This is a genomic window from Serratia sp. CMO1 (assembly GCF_015689115.1).
In the GTDB taxonomy this organism is placed as follows: Bacteria; Pseudomonadota; Gammaproteobacteria; order Enterobacterales; family Enterobacteriaceae; genus Serratia; species Serratia marcescens.
Map to the genome: position 1 here is coordinate 2,903,993 of NZ_CP065032.1, position 14,888 is coordinate 2,918,880.

Sequence of the window (14,888 nt, forward strand, 5' to 3'; positions counted from 1 at the left end):
GTGCGCCCCTGCCTGCGTTATACCGAGAAGAATATCGCCGCGGCGATCCCCCCGAACAAAATCCACTTGATGATGTAATAACCGGTGCGGTTCCAGGCCTTCAGGCGTTTCCCCACCCGGCGTATCGCATAGATGTATTTGAACATCTTGTTGACGCCGCCGGTGCGATCGCCCTCTTCATTCGGCGCGGTGGCGGCGCTCATCAGATTGCGCCCCAGCCAGTGGTTAACCGCCTGCGCCCAGCGGTAGCGCATCGGCCGTTCGATATCGCAGAACAGGATCAGGCGATTCTGCCCGCTCTGGTTTTCCGCATAGTGCAGATAGGTTTCATCGAACATCACCCCTTCACCGTCACGCCAGCTGTAGCGCTCACCGTCCACCTCAATGAAGCAGCGGTCATCATTGGGGGTAATCAGCCCCAGGTGATAACGCAGCGAACCGGCGTAAGGGTCACGGTGGCGCGGCAACCGGCTGCCGTCCGGCAGTTCGGCGAACATCGCCGCCTTGACCGAAGGCAAGCTGCGCAGCAGTTCCGTGGTCTGCGGGCACAGGGTCATGGCGGAGGGATGGCTGTCCTCATACCATTTCAGATAAAAGCGTTTCCAACCGGTCTTGAAAAACGAGTTGAAGCCGGCGTCGTTGAATTGATCGGACGCCTTGATCTGCTGGATCTCCATCAGCTTCTGTCCTTCGTCGCGGATGGTTTCCCAGTTCTCCCGCAGTACCGCCAGCTCAGGAAACTGCTCCGGCTTCAGGTACGGCGTGGTCGGCACACGGGAAAACAGATACATGAAGACGTTCAGCGGTGCGGTAAAGGTGGAATGGTCAGACAGCTGACGCCACACGTTGTAGCGCACCCGCCCGCGGTAATGCACATAGACGACGCATAAAATAAGCAAAAGCAGAATGATGTATTTCATGTTTGAATCGCATCAAGGAACCCACACGCTATGCGCCGCGCGGCGCACACCCCAGAGAATGTCCTTTTGGCGGCACAGGCAAATTGCGCGCCAATCTGGAACCCATTAATCATTAACGCTAACTCAACGAAAATCTATACAGAAAACCACAATAATTTACACAAAGGTTAAACGAGAGGGGAAATTGCGGAGATAAAAAAGGCCGCCGAAGCGGCCTTTCCATTAGCGGATAGGTTAACTGTAAGCGTTGAGCGTGCGCTGGCACAGAGCGGAACGCACGCAGTCCTGTTTTTCAAAGCGGATAACGCCAATCATCTCGTCCTCCTCGAAGCGCTCCAGGGCATCGCTGAGGCCGGATTTCACGCCGCGCGGCAGGTCGCACTGGGTCACATCACCGTTAACGATAACCGTCACGTTTTCTCCCAGGCGGGTCAGGAACATTTTCATCTGGCTGGCGGTCACGTTCTGGGCTTCATCCAGGATAACGACCGCATTTTCGAAGGTGCGCCCGCGCATGTAAGCGAACGGCGCAATCTCTACCTTGCCGATTTCCGGGCGCAGGCAGTACTGCATAAAGGAAGATCCTAAACGGCGCACCAGAATGTCATACACCGGGCGGAAATAAGGCGCGAACTTCTCGGAGATATCCCCCGGCAAGAAACCGAGGTCTTCATCCGCCTGCAAAACAGGACGGGTAACGATAATCCGATCCACCTCTTTATGGATCAGCGCCTCCGCCGCCTTGGCGGCGCTGATAAATGTTTTGCCGCAGCCGGCTTCGCCAGTGGCGAAGATCAGCTGCTTATTCTCTATGGCTGATAAGTAATGACCCTGAGCTTCGGTTCTAGCCTCGATGGGTGAGCTATCGCGCTTGTCTCGCGCCATGCCGATAGACTCGACTCCCCCCATTTGCACCAGCGAGGTCACAGACTCTTCTTCCAGCTGGCGATGACTACGAGCGTCACGACGAATAACGCGTTTCGCTTCACGACGTGCTTTGATCACTGCTTTCTGTCTACCCATAGTGGCACCTTACAGTTTGTTTCACCTACCGCAACGGCCAGGCCGCGCGATTATGTTTCACACACGTATTAGGTTTTGGCCTCCTCCGAGCCAATAAGAGCCAAGGGACAAAGTGAATCGACGGCAACGCTTAAGCGCCGTGTCTTCACGGGACAACGCGGACTGCATCAATAAACGTGGAGTAAAAAGCGATGAGATTCGGTAGCGATAAGAGTGCGGAGTTGCCGGTAAAAGAGAGTCGGAGAGAGAACCCTCGTTACAACGAGAAATCAGGGGAGATGTGTTATTTTTTCTTTCCAGCCCAACCAAGGACTTTACCATTAGCGATCCCCGCAGTGATATTTACAGCTTCAAGCTGTGCACCGTGTGAAAACTACCGCCAGATGATTACAGTATAATGACATTCAATCCCACGGCGTTACTAAAATGTAAAAAAATTTAATATTTTTTGTTTTCAGTTAACGCAAAAACACTATATCACGCCCAAGACGTCATTCCATAGAAAATTATAATCAATAAATATCAATGTATTACAATTAAAACCCGCGAATGACACTTTGGTTTCCCGATTAAATTTTGCGCAATCAAAAACAGCATGACTGCGTGTTTTTTAATCTACCGGCAAAGCATTGAATTGCGTTTCATCGTTCACTGCCCCCTGCAGCGGGTAAGACAAACGTAAAACGAGGCGGAAGATCCCGCCTCGTCATTCCTGCTTCAGGCCTTGAGCAGGCCGCTGGCCAGATAATCGCCGCCCTCTTTCACGCCCGGCAACACGAAGAAATACCCGCCGCCAATCGGCTTGATGTATTCCTCCAGCGCTTCGCCGTTCAGCCTTTTTTGCACCGTCAGGAAGCCTTTCTCCAGATCGGCCTGATAGCAGACGAACAGCAGCCCCATTTCCAGCTGCCCGGCATTGGAGACGCCAAGGGAATAACTGTAGCCGCGCCGCAGCATCAGGTTGCTTTGGCTTTCCGGCGTGCGAGGGTTAGCCAGCCGGATGTGCGCATCCATCGGGATCACCTTGCCGTCGGGATCGTTCGCGTAGTCCGGCTCGTCATGTTCATGCTTCATGCCCAGCGGCGCCCCGCTGTGCTTCTCGCGGCCGAAGATGGTTTCCTGCTCCTGCAGCGGCGTGCGATCCCAAAACTCGACGCGAAAACGAATAATGCGCGCCGCCTGATAGCTGCCGCCGGCCGTCCACGCCGGCTCGCCGACGTTGTCGCCGACCCACACCACCTTATCCATCAGCGGTTTGTCGTCGGTTTTCGGGTTGGCGGTGCCGTCTTTGAAACCCAACAGGTTGATCGGCGTCTCTTTGCCTTTGCTGCGCGCCGCGTGCGCGGAGATGAACCCCTCCCGCTTCCAGCGCACGCTGAGCAGATCCGGCGAATGCTTAATGATGTCGCGCAGCGCGTGAATCACCGTTTCGTTGGTGTTGGCGCAGATCTGCAACAGCAGGTCGCCGTGGCAAAGCGCGGCGTCCAACGCATCGTTGGGGAAGCGGGTCATTTTCTGCAACCGCAGCGGTTTTTGCGCCTGCAGACCAAAGCGTTCATCGAACAGCGATGCGCCGACCGAGACGGTGATGGTCAGGTTGTCCGGGTAAATCTCCGGCCCCATGATGCCGGAATCGAGCGGCGGCAGCTTGGCGTCCACCTCCGGCGCCTTGCCACCGTGAGTCAGGAAGGCGATGCGATCGGTCAGCAGCCGGAACAGGCGCTCCAGCCCCGCTTTGTCGGTCGCCAGCACATCGAACGCCACCAGCATCATCGCCGCCTGTTGCGGCGTCAGCACCCCAGCCTGATGGCGGCCATAAAACGGCTGTTTCTGCCAGCGCTCATCCTGCGGCGTCGCCAACGGCTCCGCCGCGTTGCCCGCCGCCTGCGCCAGGCGGCTGCCGCCCAGCGCCAGCGCGCCCAGCCCCAGCCCTTGCAGCAAACGGCGTCGCGAAGGCGATGCCGCCCCCTGCGATTGCGGATGCGGCCCGTTATGCGGGCCTGCCTTGTTGCTCATAACCGTATGCCTCAGTCCAGACCCAATACGCCGCGCAGCTGGGAAAGATCTTCCGCCAGCGTGGTGATCGGCCCTTTCAACGCATTGCGATCGGCATCGGTCAGCTTCTCATAGGACTCATAACCCTCTTTGGTTTGGTACTTCGCCAAAATGGTGTCCACGGTTTTGAAGTTGGCGTCGATCTTGTCCAGCAGCGGCTTATTGGCCTTAACCAGCAGCGGGCGCAGCAGATTGATTATCTTTTGCGCGCCGTCGACGTTGGCCTGGAAGTCCCACAAATCGGTGCGGCTGTAACGGTCTTCTTCACCGCTGATCTTGCTGGCCGCCACTTCTTCGATCAGCCCGGCTGCGCCGCCCACCACCTTGCTCGGCGGGAAGGTCAGTTCACTCACGCGTTTTTGCAGCTCAACGGTGTCGTGATACAGACGATCGGCATATTTGCCCATGTCTTTGGTCGAGTTGTCGGCAAACAGCGCCTTCTCCAGACGGTGGAAGCCGGTGAAGTTCGGGTCCGCCGCTTTCTTCTCGTAGTCGTCTTCGCGGGCGTCGATGCTGCCGTCCAGATCGGAGAACAGCTCGGCGATCGGCTCGATGCGCTCATAGTGCTGGCGGGTCGGCGCATACAGCTTGCGCGCCTGCTCCACGTTGCCGGCCTTCACCGCGTCGGTAAACAGCTTGGTCTGTTTCACCAACCCATCGACTTCTTTGGTGACGTAAACCTTGTATTCGGCGATCGGGCCAACCAAGTCCAGCGCGTTCGGCTTGCCGTCGGTGGCGCCGTTGGCCGCTGCGGTGACGATCAGTTTGCCTTTCGGATTGCTCAGCAGCCCGCAGGTCATGTCATATTCGCCCGCTTCCAGCGTGGCGGTCATTTTCTGAGTAAAGCCCGGCGCGATGTTCTCGCGCTCTTCCACCACCATCACCCCTTTCAGGATTTCCCATTCGACGTTTTTCTGGCTGGTGTTGTGCACCACAAACTGCGTCTTGCCGGCCGGGACCGTCAGCTGCATCGGTTCGCACTGCTTGTCGTTAACCGTAACCTTGACCTGCGGCACGTCCGCCGCCAAGGCGTCGAGGCTCAGCGCAAACGCCGGGATAGCCAGTAATGCTGCGTGCAACGCCTTGCGGCGAAATAACGGAGTAGACATACGAGATTCCCTATTAAACATTAATGATTGATTTTACGTTGCGCCGGGGCCGCTGCCGGCTCCGCGCGCTGCGGCAGGAAAAAGAAAATCAGCGCCGGGATCAGATACAGGAAGTAGACCGCCACTTCGCTGACCGTCGGCGCTTCCTGGTAACCGAGAATGCCTTCCAGCAGGGTGCCGAACAGCGAATGGGTCGACAGGGTGCTGCTGAAATCGAAGGCGATGTCCTGGAAGTGGTTCCATAGACCGGCTTCGTGGAAGGCGCGGATCGCCCCGGCGGCCAGGCCGGCGGCGACGAACAGAATGAACAGGCTGGTCCATTTGAAGAATTTGGCCAGGTGCAACTTCACCCCGCCCCAGTAAATCATCATGCCCAGCACGATGGCGGCCACCAGGCCGAGCACCGCGCCGATCGGCGCCGCGGCGCCCACGTCTTGCTGAAACGCCGCCAGCAGGAAGAACACCGACTCCAGCCCTTCGCGCGCCACGGCGAAGAACACCATCGCCACCAGCGCCCATCCCTGCCCTTTACCGGCGCTGAGCGCCTGATCGATAGCCCCTTCCAGATGCACCTTGACCGATTTGGACACCTTACGCATCCAGAACACCATATAGGTGAGGATCAGCACCGCCACCACCGCCACGATGCCTTCGAACAGCTCCTGCTGCTTCTGCGGGAACTCGCCGGTGGTTTCATTGATGAAGATGCCGAGCGCCAGACACAGCGCCGCAGCGACAATTACGCCGATCCACACCGCGCCCAGCCATTGGCTGCGCTGCGTGCGCTTCAGGTAGCTGGCGATCAGGCTGACGATCAGCGCGGCCTCCAACCCCTCACGGAACATGATAAGAAAGGGAACGAACATAACTAATCACCCCTGAAAAGACCGCGGCGGCAGAGCAAACCGGCTCGAAATGAGCCGCGGCGAGTATGTAAAGAAACGTAAAATACAACGAGAGTGATTATCATTCTGGCAAAAAGAAATACAAGAGGCGCAAGCGTGATTTTTTCTAATCAAATGTCGCCAGGTGTTACAGCCGAATGACGGGCAAACAGGCAAAAAGAAGGGGCGCTCTGCGCGCCCCTTGCCGACTGACATCGAACGGCGTTATACCGTTTTGTATTCGGCTTCCGCCTGATCGAAACGTTCGGTCATGGTTGAGGATGGCTGGCGGCCCATCAGGCTCACCACCACGATAGCCAGGCAACCCAGGATGAAGCCAGGGATGATTTCGTACAGGCCCAACCATTCGTACTGTTTCCAGACGATCACCGTCACCGCACCGACCAGCATACCGGCCAACGCGCCGTTGCGGGTCATGCGCGACCACATTACCGAGATCAGCACAACCGGGCCGAAGGCGGCGCCGAAACCGGCCCAGGCATAGCTCACCAGGCCCAGTACGCGGTTCTCCGGGTTGGCCGCCAAGGCGATGGCGATCAACGCCACCACCAGCACCATCACGCGGCCGACCCACACCAGCTCACGCTGGCTGGCGCCCTTGCGCAGGAACGCCTTGTACAGGTCTTCGGTGATCGCGCTGGAGCACACCAGCAGTTGGCAGCTCAGGGTGCTCATGACCGCCGCCAGAATCGCCGACAGCAGCACGCCCGCCACCCATGGGTTGAACAGCAACATCGCCAGTTCGATGAACACGCGTTCGCCGTTCTGCGACACGTTGCCGGCCTGATCCGGGTTATTGGCGAAGTAAGCGATGCCGAAGAAACCGACGGCGATGGTCCCGGCCAGACACAGGATCATCCAGGTCATGCTGATGCGGCGCGCGCTGCGGATGGTGCGGTGAGAATCCGCCGCCATGAAGCGCGCCAGGATGTGCGGCTGGCCGAAGTAGCCCAGGCCCCAACCCAGCAGCGACAGGATGGCGACGAAGTTCAGCCCCTTCAGCATATCGAGGTTGGCCGGGTTCTTCGCCTGGATCACCAGCATCGACGTATCGATGCCGCCGACGGCGAAGATCACGATCACCGGCGTCAGGATCAGCGCGAAAATCATCAGGCTGGCCTGTACGGTGTCGGTCCAGCTCACCGCCAGGAAACCGCCGATAAAGGTATACAGGATGGTCGCCGCGGCGCCGGCCCACCGGGCGGTTTCGTAGCTCATGCCGAAGGTGCTTTCGAACAGGCGCGCGCCGGCCACGATGCCGGAGGCGCAGTAAATGGTGAAGAACACCAGAATGACGATGGCCGAGATCACCCGCAGCAGCTTGCTGTTGTCTTCAAAACGGCTGGTGAAATAGTCCGGCAGCGTCAGGGCGTTATTGTTGGCTTCGGTATGCACGCGCAGCCTTCCTGCCACCAGCTTCCAGTTCAGGTAAGCGCCGATGGTCAGGCCGATGGCGATCCAGCTTTCAGAGATGCCGGAGAGGAAGATGGCGCCCGGAAGGCCCATCAGCAACCAGCCGCTCATGTCGGAAGCGCCGGCGGACAGCGCGGTCACCACGCTGCCCAAACTGCGGCCGCCGAGAATATAGTCATCAAAGTTATTGGTTGCCCGGTAGGCAAGCAGGCCGATCAGCACCATCCCGAAAATGTACACCAGGAAGGTCACCAGCATAGGTGTGCTCATTGTCATTTAATTCTCCACTTTCATTATTATTCGCGTTTCGCTCCGGCCATGCCGGCGCCGGTAAACCCACGCGCAATGCATTTCACTGGCCGCCGCGCCGGAACGTGGCGCAGCCTGCTAGCGAGTGCAGGTAAAATAGTTTCTGCCCGTAATTGTTGACCGTCGGTTATCCTAGATGAGCCTTTCATCAACCAACAAGATATTTAACAACAAAGTTACACAAAGTTTACCCTGCGTCACATTTACCGGGCTCAAAGGTTGCACTCACGACAAGCAAAATGAGTTGCACCTTGCTATTACCCTTATATACCGCAAGGTAAAGCGCCTGCGGCATCATAAACCCCGCCGCATTCGCTCAATAACGCAACATTCATGCCAACTGCCCGTGTTAAAAAATCGATGAAACTCACACTTCGCTCATCAGCCTGATTTAACAAGGTTGCACAAAGTTGCAACATGCAGGATATTGTCTGCATTCTTAACCCACACATCTCACGAACCTATCCCAACAGGCTTTCCGGCCTGCTGTTTGTCTAGCCTGATGGGATAGGTTCTAAACACAGGAGTTGGACAGGCATGGGCACTACCACAATGGGCGTGAAACTCGACGAGGCAACACGCGACCGGATCAAGAGCGCCGCGCAGCGCATCGATCGCACGCCGCACTGGCTCATCAAGCAGGCCATCTTTAATTACCTCGAGCGTCTCGAGAGCGGTACCGATATTCCTGAAATTCCAGCGCTGGCCGCAGCGGGCCAGCCTGAAGCGGACGACATTATGCCGCAAGCGCAGGAAGAGTCACACCAGCCATTCCTCGATTTCGCCGAACAAATTCTGCCTCAGTCGGTGACCCGCGCCGCCATCACCGCCGCCTATCGCCGCCCAGAGACCGAAGCGGTGCCGATGTTGCTCGAACAGGCGCGATTACCCGCCGATCTTGCGCAGGCCACTCACAAAATGGCCTATGGCATCGCCGAGAAATTGCGTAACCAAAAAAGTGCAAACGGCCGCGCCGGCATGGTGCAAGGCCTGCTGCAAGAGTTCTCCCTCTCCTCGCAGGAAGGCGTGGCGCTGATGTGCCTGGCGGAAGCGCTGCTGCGCATTCCGGACAAACCGACCCGCGATGCCCTGATCCGCGACAAGATCAGCAACGGCAACTGGCATTCGCACCTGGGGCGCAGCCCGTCGCTGTTCGTCAACGCCGCGACCTGGGGTCTGCTGTTTACCGGCAAGCTGGTGTCCACGCATAACGAAGCCAATCTGTCCCGTTCGCTGAACCGCATTATCAGCAAGAGCGGCGAACCGCTGATCCGCAAAGGCGTGGACATGGCGATGCGCCTGATGGGTGAGCAGTTCGTGACCGGCGAAACCATCGCCGAAGCGCTGGCCAACGCGCGCAAGCTGGAAGAAAAAGGGTTCCGCTATTCCTACGACATGCTGGGCGAAGCCGCCCTGACCGAAGCCGACGCGCAGGCCTACCTGGTTTCCTACCAGCAGGCGATCCACGCCATCGGCAAAGCCTCCAACGGCCGCGGCATCTATGAAGGCCCCGGCATCTCCATCAAGCTGTCCGCCCTGCACCCGCGCTACAGCCGCGCGCAGTACGAACGCGTGATGGAAGAGCTTTATCCGCGCCTGCTGTCGCTGACCCTGCAAGCACGCCAGTATGATATCGGCATCAACATCGACGCCGAAGAGGCCGACCGCCTGGAAATCTCGCTCGATCTGCTGGAGAAGCTGTGCTTCGAGCCGCAGTTGGCCGGCTGGAACGGCATCGGCTTCGTGATCCAGGCCTATCAGAAACGTTGCCCGTTCGCCATCGACGCGGTGATCGACATGGCGCAACGCAGCCGCCGCCGCCTGATGATCCGTCTGGTGAAAGGCGCCTACTGGGACAGCGAAATCAAACGCGCCCAGATGGACGGCCTGGAAGGTTATCCGGTTTACACCCGCAAGGTGTACACCGACGTTTCCTACCTGGCCTGCGCCCGCAAACTGCTGTCGGTGCCGAACCTGATCTATCCGCAGTTCGCGACCCACAACGCCCATACCCTGAGCGCCATCTATCACCTGGCCGGCAACAACTACTACCCTGGCCAGTATGAATTCCAGTGCCTGCACGGCATGGGTGAGCCGTTGTACGAACAGGTGGTGGGTAAAGTGGCCGACGGCAAACTGAACCGCCCTTGCCGCATCTACGCACCGGTCGGCACCCATGAAACGCTGCTGGCTTACCTGGTGCGCCGCCTGCTGGAAAACGGCGCCAACACCTCGTTCGTCAACCGCATCGCCGACGCCACCCTGCCGCTCGACGAACTGGTGGCCGATCCGGTCAGCGCCGTGGAAGCGCTGGCGGCCAACGAAGGCCAGATTGGCCTGCCGCATCCGCGCATCCCGCTGCCGCGCGAGCTGTACGGCGAGAAACGCGTTAACTCCAGCGGTCTGGATCTGTCCAACGAACAGCGTCTGGCCTCGCTCTCCAGCGCCCTGCTCACCAGCGCCAGCCATCCGTGGCGCGCGGAACCGATTATCGACGCCGAATTGGATCAGGGCGTGGAGCAGCCGGTGATCAACCCGGCCGAGCCGGGCGATGTGGTCGGCTACGTGCGTGAAGCCACCGAAGGCGAAGTCAGCCGCGCGCTCGACGCCGCCGCGGCCGCCGGCCCAATTTGGTTCGCTACGCCGCCGACGGAACGCGCCGCGATCCTCGAACGCGCCGCCGAACTGATGGAAAGCCAGCTGCAAAGCCTGCTGGGCATTCTGGTGCGTGAAGCGGGTAAAACCTTCAACAACGCCATCGCCGAAGTGCGTGAAGCGGTCGACTTCCTGCACTACTACGCCGGCCAGGTGCGCGACGACTTCGCCAACGACAGCCACCGCCCGCTGGGCCCGGTGGTCTGCATCAGCCCGTGGAACTTCCCGCTGGCGATCTTCACCGGCCAAATCGCCGCCGCGCTGGCGGCGGGCAACAGCGTGCTGGCCAAACCGGCCGAGCAAACGCCGCTGGTGGCCGCGCAGGCGGTGCGCATCCTGCTGGAGGCCGGCATTCCGCAAGGCGTGCTGCAGCTGCTGCCGGGCCAGGGTGAAACCGTCGGCTCGACGCTGGTCAACGACGCCCGCGTCCGCGGCGTGATGTTCACCGGCTCCACCGACGTCGCCGGCATTCTGCAGCGCAGCATCGCCGGTCGTCTCGATCCGCAAGGCCGGCCGACGCCGCTGATCGCCGAAACCGGCGGCCTGAACGCCATGATCGTCGACTCTTCCGCCCTGACCGAACAGGTGGTGACCGATGTGGTGGCTTCCGCCTTCGACAGCGCCGGGCAGCGTTGCTCCGCGCTGCGTATCCTGTGCATTCAGGAAGACGTGGCCGAGCACACGCTGCAAATGCTGCGCGGCGCGATGGCCGAATGCCGCATGGGCAACCCGGAGCGCCTGTCCACCGACGTGGGCCCGGTGATCGACGCCGAAGCCAAAACCGGCATCGAACGCCACATCCAGGCAATGCGCGCCAAAGGCCGCAAGGTGTACCAGGCCGCCAAAGGCAGCGCGCAGGATGAAAAAGAGTGGGCGCGCGGCACCTTCATCAAGCCGACGCTGATCGAGCTCGACAGCTTCGACGAGCTGCAGAAAGAGATCTTCGGGCCGGTGCTGCACGTGGTGCGCTTCCAGCGCAACAATCTGGACGCGCTGGTCGATCAGATCAACGCCGCCGGTTACGGCCTGACGCTGGGCATTCACACCCGTATCGATGAAACCATCGCCCGGGTGACCGAACGCGCCAAGGTCGGCAACCTGTACGTCAACCGCAACATGGTCGGCGCAGTGGTCGGCGTGCAGCCGTTCGGCGGCGAAGGCCTGTCGGGCACCGGCCCGAAAGCCGGCGGCCCGCTGTACCTGTACCGTCTGCTGGCCAACCGTCCGGACGACGCGCTGCAACGTACGCTGCACCGCCAGGACGAAGAGCGCCCGATGGAAGCCACCGCGCGGCCGCAGCTGCTGGGCGCGTTGCAATCGCTGGAGAAGTGGGCGGTCACCAGCCAGCACGGCGAACTGGCGGCATTGGCGCAACGTTATGCGGAACTGGGCCAGGGCGGCACCGTACGTCCGCTGCCGGGCCCGACCGGCGAGCGCAACACCTATGCCCTGCTGCCGCGTGAACGCGTGCTGTGCCTGGCGGATAACGAAACCGACGCGCTGATCCAGCTGGCCGCCGTGCTGGCGGTTGGCAGCTGCGCGCTGTGGCCGGAAGCGGAACTGCAACGCAATCTGTTCCGCCGCTTGCCGAACGATGTGCAGGCGCGCATCGCCTTCAGCAAAGACTGGCAGCAGGACAAGGTCGAGTTCGACGCCGCCATCTACCACGGTGATGCCGACCAGTTGCGCACCCTGTGCGAGCAGATCGCGCAGCGCGGCGGCGCCATCGTCTCGGTGCAGGGCTTCGCCCACGGTGAAACCAACATTCTGTTGGAACGCCTGCTGATCGAACGTTCGCTGAGCGTCAACACCGCCGCCGCCGGCGGTAACGCCAGCCTGATGACCATCGGTTAACGCATCCTCAAGGCTGCACGCGTTGCAGCCTGATGGGCTTACCGCTACGCAAACCCTGCACGAGTGCAGGGTTTTTTATTGTCCGCAGGCCGATCGGCCGTTAGCGCCTTATTATCCTTACAGGGTGGGGCGTCGCTCATGGACGATAACAACATAGACGGATTACTCTGCTTGAAAGCCGCGTCAGAGCGCTACGAGACGTATTGACTTTCGGGTTCGGTAATATCCGGGATACGGCAGCCGCAGCGGATTTCTCGCCGCCGCCGCGCGCAATGAATTGTTGAAAGCGCAGTGAATGCGGTCGGGGGAAACGCCCCCGACGCCTTATTGATTCCGGAACTTATCGAGGAATTGCTGGGTACGCTGATGCTGCGGATTGGCGAACAGCGCTTTGGCCGGGCCCTGTTCGACGATGCGGCCGTGATCCATAAAGATAACCCGATCGGCCACGTCGCGAGCGAAGCTCATCTCATGGGTGACGATCACCATGGTGCGTTTCTCTTCCGCCAGTGAACGCATGGTATTGAGCACTTCCCCCACCAGCTCGGGATCGAGCGCCGACGTCGGCTCATCGAACAAAATCACCTCCGGCTGCATCGCCAGCGCGCGCGCGATCGCCACCCGCTGCTGCTGCCCGCCGGACAGCCGACGCGGATAAGCCGCCTCTTTGCCGCTCAGCCCCACCTTGGCCAGCAACGCACGAGCGCGCTGTTCGGCGCTGGCTTTCGCCTCGCCTTTAACGATAACCGGCCCTTCGATGATGTTTTCCAGCACCGAACGGTGCGGAAACAGGTTGAAGTTCTGGAACACGAAACCGACCTGCTGGCGCAGCGCGCGCACCTGACTTTTCTGTTTGCTCAGCGGCTTGCTGCCGTCGATCAGGATATCGCCAACGCGAATGGTGCCGGAATCCGGCTCCTCCAGCAGGTTGATGCAGCGCAACAAGGTGGTTTTCCCGGAACCGCTCGGGCCGATGATCGCCACCACTTCACCGGCGTCCACCGCCAGATCGATCCCATGCAGCACCGTCTGACCTTTGAACTGCTTGGTCAATTGCTTAACTTCAATGGCACTCATGCGTTACTCCTGATCCTGGCGATTAACGTGGGCTTCCAGACGGTTTTGCAGTGCGGAAAGCAGGGTCGCCATCACCCAGTAAATCAGCGATGCCGCCAGGTACATGGTGAACACTTCCAGCGTGCGCGAGGTGATGAGCTGCGCCTGGCGGAACAGTTCCGGCACCTGAATGGTGGCGGCCAGCGAGGTGTCCTTCACCAGGCCGATAAAACTGTTGCCCAGCGGCGGCAAGGCGGTGCGCGCCGCCTGCGGCAGGATCACCCGGCGCAGGGTTTGCCAACGGGTCATGCCGATGCTGGCGGCGGCTTCCCACTGCCCTTTGTCGATCGACGAAATCGCCGCGCGCAGCGTTTCTGAGGTGTAGGCGGCGGTATTGAGCGACAGGCCAATCAGCGCCGCCGGGAAGGGATCGAATTCAACGCCGAACTGCGGCAGACCGTAGTAGATCATAAACAGCTGGGCGATCAACGGCGTGCCGCGGAACAGCGACACGTAAATGCGCGACAGCCACGACAGCGGCCACAGCGGCGAAAGGCGCATCAGCGCCAACAGAAAACCGAGCAACAAGCCTAGCGCCATACCGCCCAGGCTAAGCTGCAGCGTCAGTATGGCGCCCTTCAATAAAAATGGCGCTGAATCCAGCGCCAGTTGAATACTTTCGTGCATTATTTAGTTACGTCCGCGCCAAACCATTTTTCGGAGATCTTCGCCAGCGTGCCGTCTTTTTGCATCTCGGCGATCGCCTGGTCAATCGCGGCCAGCAGTTCTGGGTTATTTTTGCGCAGCGCCACACCGGACTCCTGGCGGGAGAATGCCGGGCCGGCCACCGCCAGCGTATCGCCGGTTTTCTTCACCAGATCCAACGCCGCCAGGCGATCCACCAGGATGGCATTGATGCGGCCGACGCGCAGATCCTGATACTTTGTCGGGTCGTCGTCGTAGGTACGCACGTCCACGCCCTGCACATTCTCGCGCAGCCATTGCTCATAGTTGGTGCCCAGGCCAACGCCGACCTTTTTGCCCTTCAGGTCTTCCGGCTTGGTAATGGTGCCTTCGTTGCCTTTTTTCACCAGCGCCTGAATACCGGAAACGGTGTAAGGGGTGGAGAAGTCATATTTCTTCTTGCGCTCATCGGAGAGCGTCACCTGATTGATGACCACGTCGATGCGCTTCGAATCCAGCGAAGCCAGCATACCGTCCCACTTGGTCGGGTTCAGCTTGGCTTTCACGCCCAGATGTTCCGCCAGCGCGTTGGCGAAATCCACTTCGAAACCGGTCAATTTACCGTCTTCCCCCTGGAAACTGAACGGCGGATAGGTGCCTTCCAGCCCGACGATCAGCGTGCCGCGCTGCTTCACCTGCTGCAGCAGATTGTCGGCGGCGTAGGTTTGAGTCGTCAAACCGGCGGCCAACGCAACGCCCACCACGCCCAACAACCATTGGCGACGAACTTTTGCAAACATCATAAACACCCCTGTATGTTGTTTATCTTTTTTGATATCAGCACTTTAACAGTGCAACCGCCCGCATAAAGGAATATAACCTTATAAATATAGTTCAAAATGGAA

General features: G+C 59.6%; 10 protein-coding genes. 1 reads left to right on the forward strand and 9 read right to left on the reverse strand.

Annotated features, from left to right (window positions below):
• Nucleotides 1-17 precede the first annotated feature (17 nt).
• From lpxO to putP, 6 genes are all read right to left on the reverse strand, one after another.
• Entirely contained in the window at nucleotides 18-920 is a 903-nt protein-coding gene (gene lpxO / locus IT763_RS13850) for a lipid A hydroxylase LpxO (protein ID WP_015378219.1), read from the reverse strand.
• Nucleotides 921-1,154: 234 nt separating this feature from the next.
• Entirely contained in the window at nucleotides 1,155-1,943 is a 789-nt protein-coding gene (gene phoH, locus IT763_RS13855) for a phosphate starvation-inducible protein PhoH (protein ID WP_015378226.1), read from the reverse strand.
• A gap of 717 nt (nucleotides 1,944-2,660) precedes the next feature.
• Nucleotides 2,661-3,959: an iron uptake transporter deferrochelatase/peroxidase subunit gene (efeB, locus tag IT763_RS13860; protein ID WP_033640038.1), complete on the reverse strand. Its 1,299-nt coding sequence runs from the start codon at nucleotides 3,957-3,959 to the stop codon at nucleotides 2,661-2,663.
• Between the two features lie 11 nt (nucleotides 3,960-3,970).
• A complete protein-coding gene (gene efeO, locus IT763_RS13865) occupies nucleotides 3,971-5,107 on the reverse strand; it encodes an iron uptake system protein EfeO (RefSeq protein WP_049299139.1) in 1,137 nt (378 codons plus the stop codon).
• Between the two features lie 20 nt (nucleotides 5,108-5,127).
• Entirely contained in the window at nucleotides 5,128-5,973 is an 846-nt protein-coding gene (gene efeU / locus IT763_RS13870; RefSeq protein ID WP_016927330.1) for an iron uptake transporter permease EfeU, read from the reverse strand.
• Nucleotides 5,974-6,216: 243 nt separating this feature from the next.
• Complete coding sequence (gene putP, locus IT763_RS13875) at nucleotides 6,217-7,701, reverse strand: sodium/proline symporter PutP (RefSeq protein ID WP_206194779.1); 1,485 nt, start codon at nucleotides 7,699-7,701, stop codon at nucleotides 6,217-6,219.
• A 570-nt stretch (nucleotides 7,702-8,271) separates the two neighbouring features.
• Between putP and putA the strand changes: the two genes are divergently transcribed.
• Entirely contained in the window at nucleotides 8,272-12,243 is a 3,972-nt protein-coding gene (putA, locus tag IT763_RS13880; RefSeq protein ID WP_049299138.1) for a trifunctional transcriptional regulator/proline dehydrogenase/L-glutamate gamma-semialdehyde dehydrogenase, read from the forward strand.
• A gap of 324 nt (nucleotides 12,244-12,567) precedes the next feature.
• Here putA and tcyN read toward each other — a convergent pair whose 3' ends face one another.
• From tcyN to tcyJ, 3 genes are read right to left on the reverse strand one after another with little or no spacing between them, the layout of a single operon-like run.
• Nucleotides 12,568-13,320: an L-cystine ABC transporter ATP-binding protein TcyN gene (tcyN, locus tag IT763_RS13885; protein WP_049299137.1), complete on the reverse strand. Its 753-nt coding sequence runs from the start codon at nucleotides 13,318-13,320 to the stop codon at nucleotides 12,568-12,570.
• Nucleotides 13,321-13,323: 3 nt separating this feature from the next.
• A complete protein-coding gene (gene tcyL / locus IT763_RS13890) occupies nucleotides 13,324-13,986 on the reverse strand; it encodes a cystine ABC transporter permease (protein WP_016927326.1) in 663 nt (220 codons plus the stop codon).
• The gene (gene tcyJ / locus IT763_RS13895) at nucleotides 13,986-14,786 is read right to left on the reverse strand and encodes a cystine ABC transporter substrate-binding protein (RefSeq protein WP_016927325.1); all 801 of its coding nucleotides are present in this window, start codon (nucleotides 14,784-14,786) and stop codon (nucleotides 13,986-13,988) included. Before tcyJ ends, tcyL begins: the two co-directional genes overlap by 1 nt.
• Between the last annotated feature and the right edge of the window lie 102 nt (nucleotides 14,787-14,888).

Excerpts from the sequence above, each read along its gene's own strand:
- lpxO (WP_015378219.1), bottom strand. The coding sequence starts at position 920 with ATGAAATACATCATTCTGCTTTTGCTTATTTTATGCGTCGTCTATGTG.
- phoH (WP_015378226.1), bottom strand. The coding sequence starts at position 1,943 with ATGGGTAGACAGAAAGCAGTGATCAAAGCACGTCGTGAAGCGAAACGC.
- efeB (WP_033640038.1), bottom strand. The coding sequence starts at position 3,959 with ATGAGCAACAAGGCAGGCCCGCATAACGGGCCGCATCCGCAATCGCAG.
- efeO (WP_049299139.1), bottom strand. The coding sequence starts at position 5,107 with ATGTCTACTCCGTTATTTCGCCGCAAGGCGTTGCACGCAGCATTACTG.
- efeU (WP_016927330.1), bottom strand. The coding sequence starts at position 5,973 with ATGTTCGTTCCCTTTCTTATCATGTTCCGTGAGGGGTTGGAGGCCGCG.
- putP (WP_206194779.1), bottom strand. The coding sequence starts at position 7,701 with ATGACAATGAGCACACCTATGCTGGTGACCTTCCTGGTGTACATTTTC.
- putA (WP_049299138.1), top strand. The coding sequence starts at position 8,272 with ATGGGCACTACCACAATGGGCGTGAAACTCGACGAGGCAACACGCGAC.
- tcyN (WP_049299137.1), bottom strand. The coding sequence starts at position 13,320 with ATGAGTGCCATTGAAGTTAAGCAATTGACCAAGCAGTTCAAAGGTCAG.
- tcyL (WP_016927326.1), bottom strand. The coding sequence starts at position 13,986 with ATGCACGAAAGTATTCAACTGGCGCTGGATTCAGCGCCATTTTTATTG.
- tcyJ (WP_016927325.1), bottom strand. The coding sequence starts at position 14,786 with ATGATGTTTGCAAAAGTTCGTCGCCAATGGTTGTTGGGCGTGGTGGGC.